This window comes from Escherichia sp. WS1368 (assembly GCF_046487485.1).
GTDB lineage: Bacteria > Pseudomonadota > Gammaproteobacteria > Enterobacterales > Enterobacteriaceae > Escherichia > Escherichia coli.
Genome location: NZ_JBJQJI010000024.1, coordinates 24,588 through 40,341, shown reverse-complemented (window position 1 = coordinate 40,341; position 15,754 = coordinate 24,588). Strand labels below are relative to the sequence as shown.

Here is a 15,754-nt window from a genome sequence, read left to right as displayed (position 1 = left end):
ATGCGCAAAAAGTATGCTGACCCAAGTTTGACTGAGAGTATGGGAAATTAAGCTGATAGGTGGAGACTTTCCCTATGCCCCCTCCTTTTTTCCACGTACCGGATTGGCACGGTGATATTGCATTTCGAAGCAAGAATCTCTACCTTCCCCCCTTTTTTGTCTGGAGGGGATATGTTTCAGAAAATCAAAATTCGCAAAATGACAATCAGCCGGGCGCTGGACAAATACCTGAAGACAGTATCCATCCACAAAAAAGGCCATCTACAGGAGTTTTATCGCGTAAATGTGATTAAACGTCACCCTATTGCTGAACGCTATATGGATGACATTACCACTGTTGATATTGCCAATTATCGGGATCAACGGTTGGCGCAAATTAACCCACGAACGGGGCGTCAAATAACCGGAAACACCGTCCGTCTTGAACTTGCCCTGTTGTCATCATTATTCAATATCGCCCGTGTGGAATGGGGAACATGCCGCATGAATCCTGTCGAACTGGTCAGAAAACCCAAAATCAGTAGCGGGCGCGATCGTCGCCTGACTTCAGGAGAAGAACGCCGACTTTCGCGGTATTTCAAAGAAAAAAATCAGGCTCTTTACGTCATTTTTCATCTGGCGCTGGAAACAGCAATGCGACAAGGTGAAATCTTGTCATTGCGTTGGGAACACGTCGATCTGCAACATGGGGTAGCTCATCTTCCAACAACCAAAAACGGTGCTCCACGCGATGTTCCGCTATCCAGGAAAGCCCGTAATTACCTGCAAATGCTGCCGACACAGCTTAACGGTAATATTTTTTCTTATACCTCTTCGGGATTCAAAAGTGCCTGGCGAACAGCACTTCAGGAACTGAAGATAGAAAACTTGCATTTTCATGACCTCCGTCATGAGGCTATCAGCCGATTTTTCGAACTTGGTACATTGAACGTCATTGAGGTTGCCGCTATTTCAGGCCATCGCTCCCTGAACATGTTGAAACGATACACACACCTTCGGGCTTATCAACTTGTCAGTAAACTCGATGCCCGACGCAAGCAAACCAGCAAAATCGCTCCCTATTTTGTTCCCTACCCGGCAACGGTCGAGAACAGAAACGGGCAAGTCGTTGTGACTCTGAGTGATTTCGACCTGGAAACAAGCGCAGCCACAAAAGAACAGGCCATATTTCATGCCAGCGTGTTGCTGCTACGAACACTGGCACAAGCCGCCCAGCGAGGAGAACGCGTCCCTACTCCTGGCGAACTTCCTACAAACATTGATGAACGGGTAATGATTTGTCCATTAACAAATTAGAGGATTCACTTATGATAGAACAACTACAGAGTGATTTTTTATTCTGGATATTTATTTACTTCCTGATAGTAGGTTTGCTTATCAGAAACATTCATCTTACCAGAAAAATTAAATCCATCGAAAAAAACAAAATGTTCCCAGCGGAGGAATATGCTGTCCTGGACATTGAACAGCATATGTCCAATAAATATATTGGGCGGCTAGTAACCCGTTTTATGAAGAGAACTAATGGTGCACCTTTGTTAATTGTGTTTCCAGAATACGATAAAGGAGACAACAATGAAGACAAAAATTCTCCACCATTCCAACTTGTAAAACTAACATCCAACATCAACAATATTAAAGAAATTTATTCCAATGATGACTTAAACTGTTTTCTGAATAATATTTCGGCACAAAAAAATTTATATACAACGCACTCTGGACCTAGCCAGGCATGGATTGAACATGCATATCCTTTGCAACAAGTAACTATTCTCTTACAAGGCACTCGTCATAGTGAAAGGGAAGATATAATCAGTCAACTTGAGATTATTCTTTCCAGACTAAAAAATGGAGAAAATACAGGTTTTGAGCATGACGATGATTTTGGATATTCATTTCAGTATGATGCCGCAGCAGTAGGAAAATCATCATTTTTCGATGAAGCGGCAGGAAGAAAATAAGAATAACGCTCTATCCATTGCACAGACAAATTAACGTTAATCTTTTATGAAAATCTTATTAACAATATTTATTTATCTGCTTACCGCTTTTCAGTCTGCAAATGCAGGTGGAATACCTTATACATTTAACCAGAAAATTCTTCAGGGGAAAGTTATTCGCGTTCTCGATGGCGACACCATAGAAATTAAAACACTACCCGCAAAAATTGTTGTGTATGAAGTTCCGATCCGAGTCCGATTGATAAACATCGATGCCCCTGAAAAGAAACAACCTTTTGGACGCTGGTCAACTAGTCAGCTTAAAACTCTGGTTGCAGGTAAACAGGTGACAGTCTCTTATTCACATAAAGACCGCTACGGACGCATTATCGGTCATGTGTTCACGACGAACGGCACGGATGCCAGCCGCTTTATGGTTCAGTCTGGCGCTGCATGGGTATATGAACGTTACAACGTGGATGAGTCATTACCGGCTCTGCAACGGGAAGCGCAGGAACAAAAACGCGGTTTGTGGGCCGATGCAAATCCGGTTCCACCGTGGGAATGGCGTATCAGAAATTAAGGGGCAAGAAAATGCATTCTTCTTTTGGTTTGCCATGATTCTGTCTTTTTATCTTTGTGCAATATTAAAGGCTTCTTTTTAACAGGGGGCGGCATGTATGTAATTAATCAACAGACAAGGGACAATAATATTCTTACGTTGCATGATGTTTTTAAAATCTATCAAAATACAGGGGGGCTTCGTCTTGTAAAAACAGAGGAGAATGAAAAGTATATCTCCATTATCATTTGTGGCGTTTTTCGTATTAGAAAAAGCAAAAAGAATAACAAAATCACTTTGTGGGGATACAAGCTAAGAGATAAGCACACTGGGGTATGGACCAGAAGAAATTCATTTCCTGGTAAGATTTTTTTATTCTGGTCTAAAAAATCTGCATACGACATGGACGACTGGTTAAAATATGCGATTAGCTACATCATCAAATCATTGATTGAGGCTGGATATTCAATTGAAGACAAACTCTATTTGTTACGCATTGGAGAGGAAGAGGAAAACAGTGAGAGTCGTTATATTTCCACACTATATCCATCCAATGTATATTACTCATATGAGTATGGAATACATGACATTGTTCATTGCCTTGGTAAAATAGCATCGTTCAACTACCCCTATAATACACGATATATCAGCAGACATATTTTACTCGCAGAGATAAAAAACAAAATTTATCAGAGAGCATTAAAAATTATAGGGGTGGATAATGAATTTAATGCTTCAAAAGCATTGAGTAAAGCTATATGGATAATGGTAGATAAAAAGATATTTGCACAATATGCCAGAGCTTCACATTGTTCGATAGCTTACAATTCAATTCGTCAGGCATTATTTGAGGACTATCTGGATTTTTCAAAGCGAATCCATATTGTGAATGATATGGATTTTTTCGGATTGTGGCCTATGGTTGGTCGTCTAAGACAACAACATAAAAATGGTCAGTTTATACTATCTGGAAAGACAAAAGAGTTATATGAAAAAATCAGTTTTCCCTGCAAACTTAGTTATGGTGAGTTCAGAAGTTTACGACATGTTAGTTTGTCATTAGTATATGCTTTAAATGATAAACATGATAATGCATCATTCAGATTTACAGTCAGATTATTACGCCATCCACTTATCAAGAACTATCCTGTGAGAGCAATTTACTGGATTATCGATTATATTAGCATTCGAGCTTACTCAGAAAAAGAAAATGATATTTATCGTATATGCTCAAAATGGCTAGAATATCATCGTGATTTATTTAAAAACATTGGCTTTTATGACCGTAATACTGAATCCAGGCAAACATCACGCTGGGAAATGGAAACGAATCAGTTGTGTCATGCAATTGACTGGTTGTTAGCAGAAGAACGGTTAATTCATAAAAACCAGGAGTGGCCTTCTTTCTGGAGACTATCTGATGAATGGACGCGACAAGTGAAGAATAACGTTATTCCCGTAATCCCAAAATGGAAAGGAACTGGGATAAACTGGCAGAAAGTTGATAACGGTGTAAATGAATTAATTACATTTGATGCTCTGTGTCAGGAAGGTCAGGAGATGGAACATTGCGTTGCCAGTTATGCAGACTGGTGTGCATCTGGAGAATATATTGCAATTTCAGTCCTGATGGATAATGAAAGAGCCACTCTTGGACTTTCACGAAAAGAACATGATTTAACCTATCAGTTTGACCAGATGAGAGGTATTCGTAATCAGGCTGTTTCCAGAAACATGCTAATTAAAGGCAGGCATATTTTAAAAATAATCAACTCATCACTAAAAAGATAATGAGTCATCGCATCTCATTACAGCACCGATGACTGGGTGTTTATTCTTTCTGAATACAAAAACTGACTGAAAGATAAGGAAAGAAAGTTTTCTTACCTGTTTGTCTTACGCAATGGTGAACTGGTTCACCATGAGGTCAACAAATCAGAGCTTCTTTGAGAGGTTTAACATGCAATATGCATTGCTTGATGGATTTGAACGAAAGTTTTTGCTGGATGCTCTTGAATTCGGTGTTCTGAAGGACTGGAAAGAAAATCCGGTAAAAGAACTTCCTGATATTGATGAATCTGCTCACCCCTTCCATGTCTGTTATGGTGGATATTTATTAAATCCTGGTGTTTCAGATTCAGATATTAGCAGAAAAATAAAAGACCAGACAGGATTCTGGCTGGCAGCTATTGATGATACCCGCATGGATTGTCATTCAATAGCTTATTATGATATTCACACACTCCCTCTGATTTCGTGTGGTCATCAAAAGATAGTTCCTTTTGCCGCGTTAATAAAAGCTGATGAATGCATCATTTCAAAAATTTCTTCGTATTCTGGTTTTGCCGTAACAGCCTTTTTGAGAATTAAAGACCAGGATATTGCAACTAATATACTTAACCGTGAGGGGATTTTTGCTTTTAATGGCTGTGAACGCAGATTCAGACATCCAGTAAGTGAAGATAACTGGCAACAGGCAGTATCAGAAGAACGTGCTATCCGTTGTGCCAAAAGATTAATTCAATGTAAAGGATAACAAAATGAAACTTTTTATCGCAGAAAAACCCGCAGTAGCGAATGATATTGTTAAGGCGCTTGGTGGCAATTTTACCCGTCATGATGGCTGGTTTGAAAGTGATAATACTATTGTGACTAACTGTTTTGGTCATATTATCGAATCACAGCCCCCCGAAAACTATAATCCTGAATACAAAGAGTGGAAGATTGAAACACTCCCTTTGCGTCTTTATCCCGTAAAATACCAGCCAGTAGAAAGCGCCGCAAAACAAGTTAAAACGATTATTGAGCTTATCAGGCGTGCCGATGTGACCGAAATTATTCATGCTGGCGATCCAGATGACGAAGGACAGCTACTTGTCGATGAGGTCCTGGAATATGCAGGCAACACAAAACCCGTTAAGCGCGTTCTGATCAACGACAACACCCTTCCGGCAGTGAAAAAGGCACTGGCAAATCCCAAAAATAACCGTGACTTCAGAGGACTCTATCTCAAGGCTCTGGCGCGTTCTGTAGCCGACGCGATATACGGTTTATCCATGACGCGTGCTTATACGATCCCGGCACGGGCTAAAGGCTATAAAGGGACACTTTCGGTCGGGCGTGTTCAGACGCCTATTCTTGGCCTGATAGTAAATCGCACCCGTGCCAACAAGAATCATAAATCCAGTTTCTACTACACCATGACCGGGCATTTTCAACGCGGCGTTGATGTTATCAGGGCGAACTGGAAACCTGGTGAGTTCGCACCACTGACAGACCGTAAATTACTTGATAAGGCGTGGGCGAATGGAGCAGCGGCTTCCCTTGCAGGAAAACCAGCGACAGTTGAAGCAGCAGCAACAGACGATAAAAAAACGGCTGCGCCATTGCCCTTTAACCTGGTCCGGCTTCAGCAGTACATGAACAAGAAGTTCAAAATGACGGCACAACAAACGCTGGATATCACACAGCAGCTACGTGAAAAATACAAAGCAATTACTTACAACCGTTCAGATTGCTCATATCTTTCTGATGAACAATTCAGCGAAGCACCACAGGTTCTCGATGCCCTGAAGTCAGTATTCGATCAGCCACTGGACGTTGATTCGACACGTAAAAGCAAGGCGTTTAACAGTGCGAAAGTGACTGCGCATACGGCGATAATCCCGACCGTTAACGTACCGGATGTAAACGCGCTGAGCAGTGACGAGCGCAATGTTTACCTGGCAATCGCACAACACTATCTTGTTCAGTTCATGCCTGAAAAAACATACCAGGAAGTATCCGTTGCCATTCAGTGTGGTGATGAGTCGTTTTATGCCCGTGCCAGGAAAACAACAGACAGCGGATTTGAAGCGTTTCTTGGTGAGGAAAATACCGGGGATGAGGAATCAGAAGCCGAAAATGATGATTCCGCTTTTGATCTGCTCTGTAAAATTCGCACAGGAGAAACAGTGACGACAAAAGAAGTGGTTGTGAATGAGAAGAAAACAACGCCACCGCCATTATTCACCGAAGCCACTTTACTTGCCGCGCTTGTTCGTGTCGCAGATTTTGTCACTGATCCAGTGATTAAAAAGTTACTGAAGGATAAAGATCGGGATAAAAAAGACGAACATGGCGGTATTGGTACGCCAGCTACGCGGGCTTCCATATTGGAAACACTGAAAAAACGGAACTATATCACCCTGGAAAAAGGAAAACTTATTCCGACAGATACCGGGTATGCGCTTATTGATGCTCTGCCGGATATAGCTGTTAATCCAGATATGACGGCATTATGGGCGGAAAAACAGACACTCATTGAAAACGGAGAAATGACCATCGAACAGTTCGTTGACGAACTGTACAATGATCTGATACCGATGATCAGTAATGCGAACAGTGCTGAAATAAAAGTTTCCCCCAGCGCGCCGTCTGGTCAGTCACAACGCCTGTCCTCTCCTTGTCCTTCCTGTGGTAAACAGATTGTTATCAGGCCAAAAAGCTATTCCTGTACAGGATGTGAATTTAAGATATGGAAAGATTTCTGCGGCAAATCATTAACCGATAAACAAATTGAAACGTTAATAACAAAAGGAGTTACAAGTGAATTGAAAGGTTTCATTAGTCAAAAAACAAACAAAGAATTTTCAGCAAAAGTAAAACTGGTTGACAAAGCAACCGGGAAACTGGGATTTGAGTTTACACAAAAAAGTAAGAAATAAATCCAGCAGTAGAAATCAAACATCGTTGTAGCTACTATAGGACAAGGATGTTCTTCAGGAATTGTACAATGAAAACAAAACAAGACTGGCTCTTTCAGTTAAGACGTTGCTCAACACTCGACACACTTGAAAAGATTATTGAAAAAAACCAAAACAGCCTCCCTCCTTCTGAGCTTGAGTCGTTTAATGCCGCCGCCGATCACAGGCTTGCAGAACTCACAATGAATAAACTCTACGATAAAATCCCCCCATCCGTCTGGAAATATGTATATTAGTTCTCATCTATTAATATTAGATTTTTGATCGACACAAACATCAGCAATCCCTATACACCTTTCATAGAATGAATTGAACCCTGTATATAGCCTGTCTGAAATGGATATCTGGCAGGCTATCTTAATAGTGTTATAGGTGATGTGAATGTTTTTCCACATGATCACTCTTTTTCTGTTCTTATCACTATTGATACTCCTGATAAGGATATTCTCCGCCAGACTAATAATTCCGGCTGTGGGCGTGTTTCTGCCAGTATCATCACTCTGGATGGGATTTCATATGCTCACAGAAAATGAATCCTGGACAGTTTTGTTGGTTCTTATACTTATAGACTGGATTAAATCATGAAAGAATACGAAAAAGCGGCTTTAATATATTCCTTAAAGGAAAGCAATACATTAGTTCTTCGGATTATACTCATCTCTATTTTAGTTGTCGGGGTGATTTCAGGCGCGGTATACTTATATAACTTAGCGATCTCGTTGTTTGATTCAAACCCGACGTCTGTGCAATTCACCGTTTGCGGAGTAGGCTGTTTTATTGCTCTATTACTTCAATGGATATCTAATGTTGATGCAAATTACAGAGAAAGAATTGGGGAGCAACCAAGTACAATAAAAAACATTGTACAATATTTATTTGCAGCCATTATTATCATTAGTTTCATTACAATGGCATTAACAGCCTCATTAGTCTTAAAAGACTCGTCCAACATATGGCTCAACATTACTTTTATTGCATTATTACTGTCCATTTTTGTAGCTGTTATTTCTGTTTGGGGTTGATTTTTTTTCCTTGAATTGTTCACCCTTCTTAAAAAACACCCACGCAAGCCCTGCCGACATCGCCCACGCAAGCATCATCGACACCACCGTATGGCTCAAAAAATGATCGCCAATAATCATCTTATAGCAGCCCATCGCCCAGCCCAATGCCATCACCACGATGATGATCGCACCACGACGGCGGCGCAAACTTGGCGCAAACGCAAAGGCAAACAGCGCAAATCCGCTACTGGCATGCGCCGCAGGAAAGCACTTATCAGGAATGGTGTTACGCATACTATCAAGCATCGGCAAATACGGCAGCGTACCATCAAAAATCGTCAAATGCACAGGGCAGACCACATGAGTATATGCCTTCAATGACGCGACAACTGTCGGCACTAGGATCAAAGTCAGCACCAGATACGCAAGCTCACGCACGCGAAATTTTGTCACTGGGACAAGCCACTTGGCAGTGATAGCATTGCCCTTTTTCTCATGATAAGCACGGCAAATGGTCGCAACCAGCAAGTAGATCAGCATCGCCATCAGCAGCTTTTTTAGTCCAGAATACAGTAGCAAATCTGGCAAAAAAGCTTGCTTGGCAACCATCCAATGCCCCATACCCAGATAAAACCAATCAGCGACCATCAGATCAATCTGACTGTGCTCAAGGGTCAGCGTGGCAACGATCGCCATGACAAGAGCGATACTCATCTCAGCAAGTAGGCGTTTATTTGATAAATACGGCATAACAAACCCCACCCCACCGCCCATAATACGAATGGAGTGTGCGGTGGGTTTGGAAAAAATACAGGGAGAAATCAGCGGATGAATGCGGTGCGGTCTTTGACTTTGTCCGCGGTGACATCAAACAGCTTTAATAATGTCGGCGTGATCGCGTCATGGGTCAGGACGGTATCGGTTGCCATTGGCGTGATGCCAGTTTGCTTATCCGTCCAGAAAAATGCAGGCACACTGCGCTGTTCTTTTGGTGCAAAGGCATTTGGCATACCATGTAGATAGACACCGTTCTCACCCAGACTTTCGCCATGATCGCTGACATACAGCATTGAGACATCATAGGCATTGCTGTGCGTCTGCAGCCACTGGATACTTTGAGCGATGAAATCATCGGTGGCAAGCAAGGCATTGTCATAAGCATTGATCAAGGACTGATGTTCGCACTTGGCAAGCTCATTACCTTCACACACTGGCGTGAATTTGGCAAACTTTTCATCATATCGCTTAAAATACGCAGGCCCGTGATTGCCCATTTGGTGCAGCATGATCAGCATATCTTTGCCGTTATTGGCAGCGACAAAGTCATCTAAGCCAACGAGCATACCGACATCGCGGCATTCGTTATAAGGATTGGTGTTGCAGATGGCGTTGTTGGTCGCGGATTTATAATCGGCAAATTGCGCTTTTGGCAGCTTATCCATCACGCCTTTTGAGTCCGAATTATTATCACGCCACAAGATACTTACGCCCAAGCGATCCAGCGTATCCAGCACATTTTCTTGGTATTTGGCGGTATCGACATCATACTCATCCGCGCCCAGATAGCTGAACATACACGGCACAGAATACGCCGTCGATGTGCCGCACGATGTGACATTGCTAAAATTGGTCACGCCATCGATCTTGGCAAGCTGTGGGAAAGTATCGCGCTCATAGCCATTGAAGCTGACATGATCGGCGCGTGCCGTCTCACCGACGACGAACACCACTAGGCGTGGCTTACGCATATCAGGCTTGGTTGCTTGTACCGCGTCTTTGGCGTGATAAATGGTATCTTTTGGCGCACTGGCTTTTTTATACTCAATACTGGCAAGCTTACCCACCGAGTAGATTGGCATGATCGGATTGACATAGCTACGCAGCGGCTTATGCACGCGAAAGAAACTGGCATAATGACTGCTGAACGCCACCACAGGCAGTAAAATCAGCGCAAGACTTGCCACGATCAAGCCCAATCGGCGCATCAAACCCTTGCCCCAAGTCGGATAATCCACCTTAACAAAAGCCACAAGCAAACTTGGTAGCACACCCAAACCAATGATACGCATGATAAACGCTGCGTTTAATAGATCCTTGGTCTCGGCTTGGTCGGTCTGTAGGGCATTTTGGAGCATGGTCGTATCATAGACCGTGCCATAAGTGTCAGTAAAATAACTGGTCACCGCGCCCATGATTAATAGCAAAATCAACACAGGCTTTAGCACATAGCGATACGATGATAACAGCGTGGTGATCAGTAGCATCGCGCCAAAGAGCACGACAGCGATCGTCAGCACAAAGCCGAGATTGTCCGCGATGGGATAGGTTTGGCTGATTTTATCAAAAAAGGTAAGATTGGCGGTCGCGGTCAAGAAAACGGCAACACTCGCCACAAGAACAAACGGACTGACCGAGCGTCGGTACCACACAGAAGTATGCTGCATCATGAGAAACTACTCAAAAAATAAACGGTGGGATAATTGCGGCAATTTTACTGCAATTTTTTAAGAAATCCAGTACAATTTATCTGATATAAAAAATTATGCGATACAGAAATATTTCAGAAATTTTATTAGGCAATCATTGCGCAATCCCATACTGAATATACACTTGAGAGTATTTATAATTTGTATCTTAAAAAGCCCGAAAACCGGGCTTTTTTCTTAATTAGTGCATGTCCTGTGAATTGTCACGCTGTTGCTGCAATTCCAGATGTTCTTCTCTGGCCTGGACAAATTGTTTTCCAAGAGCATCTTCTGCCATTTCACGAGTGAATCCGTGATTAAGCAAATCGGATTCGGCCTTCTCCCTTTCGAACTTCAGTCCTTCCCCTCTGAACTTGTCCTCAAAGCGATCAATTGCCTCAAGAATCTTGCCGTCTTCCGGCGTGCAATCCCGTCCCTGTGCTTTCTCAATTTCATGACGCTCCACGCGTTCAGCATTTTTCATTACAGCGTCAATCCCCTGAGAAATATGTTCAGACTCGACGCGATAAATGACAGTATCGCGCTTATTGAGATCATGTAGCTCGCATTCAACCCGGCCCCACTCAATAGCATCCTTGAGAGAGCTGAAATCTTTTATTTCAGCATTCAGGCCTTCATGTGTTGAGAAATAGACATAATCCTTCTGTTGTTCCAGTTTATTCACATTTTCAATAGCCCTTGTACTGAAATGGATACCTGTAATTACCGGAACACGAGCCGATGTTTGGTCCCCCGTTAAAACTTCAGAAGGTGTTTTTCCAGTGATCGCGGCAAATTGCTGCTCCGTAACATCCACTCTGGCAACTGCATCACCACGCTCTAAGCCATGCTTACCAGCGACCGCAAGGTGATAAAGACCACCTTCCCCCCTGGTAATTTCCGCCTCCACAACGATATCCCCATTGCAGGAACTGAACTGAGAACGGTCTTTAACCAGGAAGTTTTCAAGCCCGGAGATCATATGCTCGTTAGCTGAAATACTGGCGAGTATCTCTTCTGGTGATTCTCTGGACGAATCCCCCGCCTGTTCCATCACTGCCATATTAGCGTCATTAACAGCGTCCTTAATTCCTTTAAAGGCGATTTCTTCTCTTGTTACAGGTGTGATTAAGATATCATCCTGGTTAAGCCCGTGCTCCTGAAGCATCTTATTTTTATATTCAGATGCGTCGTGCAATGACTCAAAAGTCTTAATATCTTCACTAAACTCATCCTTCGAAAAAGAAACCGCATACACTGGAGTACGGTATTCTTCATATGAATTGGCAATTATTTCAAATGGCCTATCAAACGTTACTAATGCCCCCTCTGGATAAGAGGATAATTCATCGGTTGAGACAGTTTTAGACATAAGCACAACAGTATCAAAACCATCACCATTTAAATAATTGCTTTCATATTTTTCTATTGCAGAAGATTTGCTTTCCTCATAACACTGAATAGCCGCATCTTTAGAATGAAAGACGATACCTTCATTCAAATCATGGAAGCGACTAAAGTTTATACAATAAATTTCCTGTTTATTATGCACCTGCGCAGTAGCCTGATCGTGTTGAGTAGTAAGCTGCTCCTGAATCAGAGCCTGTGTTCTGTCAATACCTAACTCATTCACAATTTTGCAAAATTCTTTTGCGTCGTTTTCATTATCAAAACTGGCAACGTCAAAAATATCATCGCTGTCTCCAGGTACATGTCCCAGCACTTCCCAAATCTCATTTTCATCGCTATCCAGAGATTTCAAATAGCCAAATTCACCATTTGTGCCTTTACTAAGCATCTGTGAATCCAGGGTGTTTGCCCTGGTAATAACACCAGGATCATATGAAGATGTGGCCTGCGCTGCGACCTGTGCTTGCTCTGTGGCCTGTGCCTGCTCTGTGGCCTGTGCCTGTTCGGTAGCCTGTTCCTGTTCGGTAGCCTGTTCCTGTTCGGTGACCTGTTCCTGTTCGGTGGCCTGTTCCTGCTCTGTAGCCTGTGCCTGCTCTGTAGCCTGTGCCTGTTCTGTAGCCTGTGCCTGCTCTGTAGCCTGTGCCTGCTCTGTAGCCTGTTCCTGTTCGGTGGCCTGTTCCTTCAATGCATCACCTTTCTCTATTCTGGATTCGGACTCCTGGCTATTTTCCTGTGTTTCCACCTGCTCAAACTTATTACCCTGAAGTTCTGCTTTTAATTCCAGCATCATCTGTTGATACTGCTCCGGGCGTAAAATAATCTTCATGTCCTGCTCTGCGGCAACTTCAGCGCACATTTTTTTGAAATCTTCAGAGCCGGTAAGTTTGAGTACACCACCAAACTTTTCCCTGGAATACTCAAGCATTATTCCGATCTCTTCTTTTGAAGGATTTTTACCCGCAACGACAAAGTTCCCTTTGTCGGTAAAGACAGGCTTTTCCGATTCCTGATCGCGATAAACAATCCTGGAATCCTGCTTATCCATCACAAGATCTTTTAGTTTGGAGTTAACCTTTTTCGCCTCTTCTAAGCGGCGCTGGGAATCCACCGCTTTCTGAAGCGAAAGTTCGGGTTCGTCAGCAGAAATGGCGTTGATTTCATCGAAGTTGAGATAGCTTTTGAGACGTTCAAGGGCTTTCATTTCATCTTTATCCTTATGCCAGTCAGCATGATATTGACGAATTATGTGTCGCCCCTCTGTGTCGAGTTCAGAAAGACGCTCAAGTGTGGTTAGTTTTTTGTAAACAATCACACCCACGGCAATATCACGCTGTTCACGTGGTATTAACTTCAACTCGCGTCTCATCTCTCGCAGATCATTATACAGCTTGCCACGCTCAAACCTGATAGTATTTCGTAATGTTTTTTCCGATAAATTCAGTGAGTTAAGACGCTCACGGGCTTCATGATGCGTAAGGCGTCTGTAGGTTGGATAGCGCGTATATGGCGTGTTTTCTAACTGCTGTGAATAAACTTCAAGCAGAAAGGATTTCGCATCTTTCCAGGCAAGATTAATATGCTTTGTCAGAAAATCAGATGCGTTCATATTACGATTCCCCACAGAAAACCGGGGGGAACCGTCCTTTGCTGTTCTGATTTTATGCTGCGCTGGAATAATATTAAAACGCTCGGCGGCAGAAGACAGAAACCTGACAGGATCAATATTTCTGCGAATTTCTGCCATCGTTGCAATTTCGTTTTTCTCTGCCGCCTCATTCAGAGTCTGAAACATCGTTTCACACAAAAAAGAAGAGCGTTCAAGACTTTTTATTCCTGACTCTGTGAATTGTCTATCATAATCCCGTCGCACATCCTGACCAGGATGTTCTCTTTGCGATAATTGCTCTGCCAGATCACGCTGCGAAATATCTGACAATACACTGACAGAGTCGGGTCTTGTGAATCCATTGATTCCGTAAACCATACCGCGTTGGGGCATACGTGACAATCCGACTGTTGCTTCAGATTGACGGATTCTGGCAAACTTTTTAGGACACGACTTGTAACCTCCCGCTCGTCCTGACGTTTGCTGAGAATTTCTTTCGTTAAGTTTTTCTCTTGAGTCATATTCTTTTATCCTCTCTTGCAGGAAATCAATTTGTTGTGAAGGGCTTAATGTCTTGTAAAGTTCCCTTGTTTTCTCCGCCTGGTTAAAAATATGCTTAATCTCTTGGCTTGTTTTATTTAACCAGGTATTAAGTCTCTTTTCTATCTCTTTGTGTGTTGGTTTCTCAAGTGTTAATGTCCTTGTCTCAATGTAATTCTGACGAAAAAGAGGACTTTTTAAGTTTATGTATTTTTTATCTCCAGGCAATTTTACAGCCAGATACTCATTGGTTTTACCAGCATTTCTTATACGAAGTTCACCATACTCTGCAACAATATCTTTGAATACAGAGTAATTTTCAATTTTCTCGTTCTCTATACGCGAAAGCAACTCACCTTTCAATTCAGAGTGATGCTCTTTGTAAAGATCCCCCTTAACTCTACTTATAATTTTTCCGTAATCCGCATCTTTACGCGGATAGTCTTTAGGGCTATCAAGATTATATTTATTATTAATAAATTCCTGTATAGCATCAAGCTGTTCAATTGTATGCCCTTTGGTAACATCTCCCACTGGATTCAGGAACTTTTCAGTAATCAAATTTACTTTAGGAATTACAATATGAATATGTGGTTTTCTTTCAACAAGTTCACCAGTGCTATTATCCTGGATATGACGAATTTTAGGCAAATGAGCTTCCGCATAAAAAGAGTATTCATCAGGATGATAAGCATTCATCAATAATTTTTTATAATCATCAACAACAGCCTTTAACACTTCATTCGACACATGACTTTCATGAAAAGACAGAGTAATGTGCAAATAACGTTCCTGACTTTTGTTTTCAATAGAATCAATAATCTTATCTGTAGTCTGTAAATCACCATCAAGAACAACACGATGATCAAGTTCATCACGCGTGTACTGGCGTTCTGCTTTGCGACCATTTATCAGATAATCAACGATACCATCATTACCACCACCGTATCTGACAATCATTTAGCTATCTCCTGAAGGCGATCACGAATACCGATTAGTCCATTTAAAACCTTTTTATAAAGCGATTCTGATATAATACCTTTTAAATGATCTGAATTTAATCGGTGCGCTATTTGATTTATGTTGTTTCCTGCCCAACTCAACTGAGAAAGACAACGTTTGTATTCTGGTATGTTACGTTTATCAGATGCATATGTGTTTATTTTACCAATAGTAAGCAGCCTGAAAAATTCAGACTTACTAATATTAAGCTCTTTTATAGCCCTATCGAACGGAGCATATTCTTCTTCGGTAAGTCTGAATGTTACATGAACGTTTTTGTTGGTTTTTTTCTTCATATGTCCTCAAGGTTCGTAGAACCGCATAAGAACGGCTGCATCGTTCGGGGTTTCAAAGGGGCGTCCCCCTTTGGCACACGATTGTAACATGACCGGAACGGTCTTGTGTACAATCGGTATCGTGCCTGTGTTTTAGAAGAACAAAAAATGCCGTGCATACAGCCCACACAATGACTCACATAAT

At 42.1% G+C, this 15,754-nt stretch carries 12 protein-coding genes; 8 read left to right on the top strand and 4 right to left on the bottom strand.

Annotation, left to right across the window (positions count from 1 at the left end):
• The first annotated feature begins 171 nt into the window (after nt 1–171).
• The 8 genes from ACJHYD_RS22845 (at nt 172) to ACJHYD_RS22810 (ending at nt 8,269) form a co-directional block, all read left to right on the top strand.
• Nucleotides 172–1,296: a site-specific integrase gene (locus ACJHYD_RS22845; RefSeq protein WP_000486716.1), complete on the top strand. Its 1,125-nt coding sequence runs from the start codon at nt 172–174 to the stop codon at nt 1,294–1,296.
• 11 nt (nt 1,297–1,307) lie between these two features.
• Nucleotides 1,308–1,961 (top strand): hypothetical protein, encoded by a 654-nt coding sequence (locus ACJHYD_RS22840; RefSeq protein ID WP_000572553.1) that lies wholly within the window; start codon nt 1,308–1,310, stop codon nt 1,959–1,961.
• Between the two features lie 46 nt (nt 1,962–2,007).
• Nucleotides 2,008–2,523: a thermonuclease family protein gene (locus tag ACJHYD_RS22835; protein ID WP_000698398.1), complete on the top strand. Its 516-nt coding sequence runs from the start codon at nt 2,008–2,010 to the stop codon at nt 2,521–2,523.
• Between the two features lie 93 nt (nt 2,524–2,616).
• Nucleotides 2,617–4,293, top strand: coding sequence for a PcfJ domain-containing protein (locus ACJHYD_RS22830; RefSeq protein WP_072652847.1), 1,677 nt, complete (start codon nt 2,617–2,619; stop codon nt 4,291–4,293).
• Nucleotides 4,294–4,462: 169 nt separating this feature from the next.
• On the top strand, nt 4,463–5,038 hold the full coding sequence (locus ACJHYD_RS22825; protein WP_001303470.1) for a hypothetical protein: 576 nt from the start codon (nt 4,463–4,465) through the stop codon (nt 5,036–5,038).
• Between the two features lie 4 nt (nt 5,039–5,042).
• Nucleotides 5,043–7,208 (top strand): type IA DNA topoisomerase, encoded by a 2,166-nt coding sequence (locus ACJHYD_RS22820; RefSeq protein WP_063078686.1) that lies wholly within the window; start codon nt 5,043–5,045, stop codon nt 7,206–7,208.
• Nucleotides 7,209–7,276: 68 nt separating this feature from the next.
• On the top strand, nt 7,277–7,483 hold the full coding sequence (hha, locus tag ACJHYD_RS22815; RefSeq protein WP_000850854.1) for a hemolysin expression modulator Hha: 207 nt from the start codon (nt 7,277–7,279) through the stop codon (nt 7,481–7,483).
• 345 nt (nt 7,484–7,828) lie between these two features.
• The gene (locus ACJHYD_RS22810) at nt 7,829–8,269 is read left to right on the top strand and encodes a hypothetical protein (protein WP_000666084.1); all 441 of its coding nucleotides are present in this window, start codon (nt 7,829–7,831) and stop codon (nt 8,267–8,269) included.
• Here ACJHYD_RS22810 and ACJHYD_RS22805 read toward each other — a convergent pair.
• The 4 genes from ACJHYD_RS22805 to ACJHYD_RS22790 all read right to left on the bottom strand — a co-directional run bounded on the left by ACJHYD_RS22805 (nt 8,228) and on the right by ACJHYD_RS22790 (nt 15,570).
• Nucleotides 8,228–9,001 carry a PAP2 family protein gene (locus ACJHYD_RS22805; RefSeq protein WP_052234578.1) on the bottom strand — a complete coding sequence of 258 codons (774 nt, stop codon included), beginning with the start codon at nt 8,999–9,001 and terminating at the stop codon, nt 8,228–8,230. The two genes, ACJHYD_RS22810 and ACJHYD_RS22805, sit on opposite strands and share 42 nt — an antisense overlap.
• A gap of 71 nt (nt 9,002–9,072) precedes the next feature.
• Nucleotides 9,073–10,698, bottom strand: a complete 1,626-nt coding sequence (locus ACJHYD_RS22800; protein WP_049589868.1) for a phosphoethanolamine--lipid A transferase MCR-1.1 — start codon at nt 10,696–10,698, stop codon at nt 9,073–9,075.
• A gap of 220 nt (nt 10,699–10,918) precedes the next feature.
• Nucleotides 10,919–15,232: an LPD7 domain-containing protein gene (locus ACJHYD_RS22795; RefSeq protein ID WP_034169409.1), complete on the bottom strand. Its 4,314-nt coding sequence runs from the start codon at nt 15,230–15,232 to the stop codon at nt 10,919–10,921.
• Nucleotides 15,229–15,570, bottom strand: coding sequence for a plasmid mobilization protein (locus tag ACJHYD_RS22790; RefSeq protein WP_000730722.1), 342 nt, complete (start codon nt 15,568–15,570; stop codon nt 15,229–15,231). Before ACJHYD_RS22790 ends, ACJHYD_RS22795 begins: the two co-directional genes overlap by 4 nt.
• Between the last annotated feature and the right edge of the window lie 184 nt (nt 15,571–15,754).

Excerpts from the sequence above, each read along its gene's own strand:
- ACJHYD_RS22800 (WP_049589868.1), bottom strand. The coding sequence starts at position 10,698 with ATGATGCAGCATACTTCTGTGTGGTACCGACGCTCGGTCAGTCCGTTT.
- ACJHYD_RS22820 (WP_063078686.1), top strand. The coding sequence starts at position 5,043 with ATGAAACTTTTTATCGCAGAAAAACCCGCAGTAGCGAATGATATTGTT.
- ACJHYD_RS22845 (WP_000486716.1), top strand. The coding sequence starts at position 172 with ATGTTTCAGAAAATCAAAATTCGCAAAATGACAATCAGCCGGGCGCTG.
- ACJHYD_RS22825 (WP_001303470.1), top strand. The coding sequence starts at position 4,463 with ATGCAATATGCATTGCTTGATGGATTTGAACGAAAGTTTTTGCTGGAT.
- ACJHYD_RS22830 (WP_072652847.1), top strand. The coding sequence starts at position 2,617 with ATGTATGTAATTAATCAACAGACAAGGGACAATAATATTCTTACGTTG.
- ACJHYD_RS22835 (WP_000698398.1), top strand. The coding sequence starts at position 2,008 with ATGAAAATCTTATTAACAATATTTATTTATCTGCTTACCGCTTTTCAG.
- ACJHYD_RS22790 (WP_000730722.1), bottom strand. The coding sequence starts at position 15,570 with ATGAAGAAAAAAACCAACAAAAACGTTCATGTAACATTCAGACTTACC.
- ACJHYD_RS22840 (WP_000572553.1), top strand. The coding sequence starts at position 1,308 with ATGATAGAACAACTACAGAGTGATTTTTTATTCTGGATATTTATTTAC.
- ACJHYD_RS22795 (WP_034169409.1), bottom strand. The coding sequence starts at position 15,232 with ATGATTGTCAGATACGGTGGTGGTAATGATGGTATCGTTGATTATCTG.
- hha (WP_000850854.1), top strand. The coding sequence starts at position 7,277 with ATGAAAACAAAACAAGACTGGCTCTTTCAGTTAAGACGTTGCTCAACA.
- ACJHYD_RS22810 (WP_000666084.1), top strand. The coding sequence starts at position 7,829 with ATGAAAGAATACGAAAAAGCGGCTTTAATATATTCCTTAAAGGAAAGC.
- ACJHYD_RS22805 (WP_052234578.1), bottom strand. The coding sequence starts at position 9,001 with ATGCCGTATTTATCAAATAAACGCCTACTTGCTGAGATGAGTATCGCT.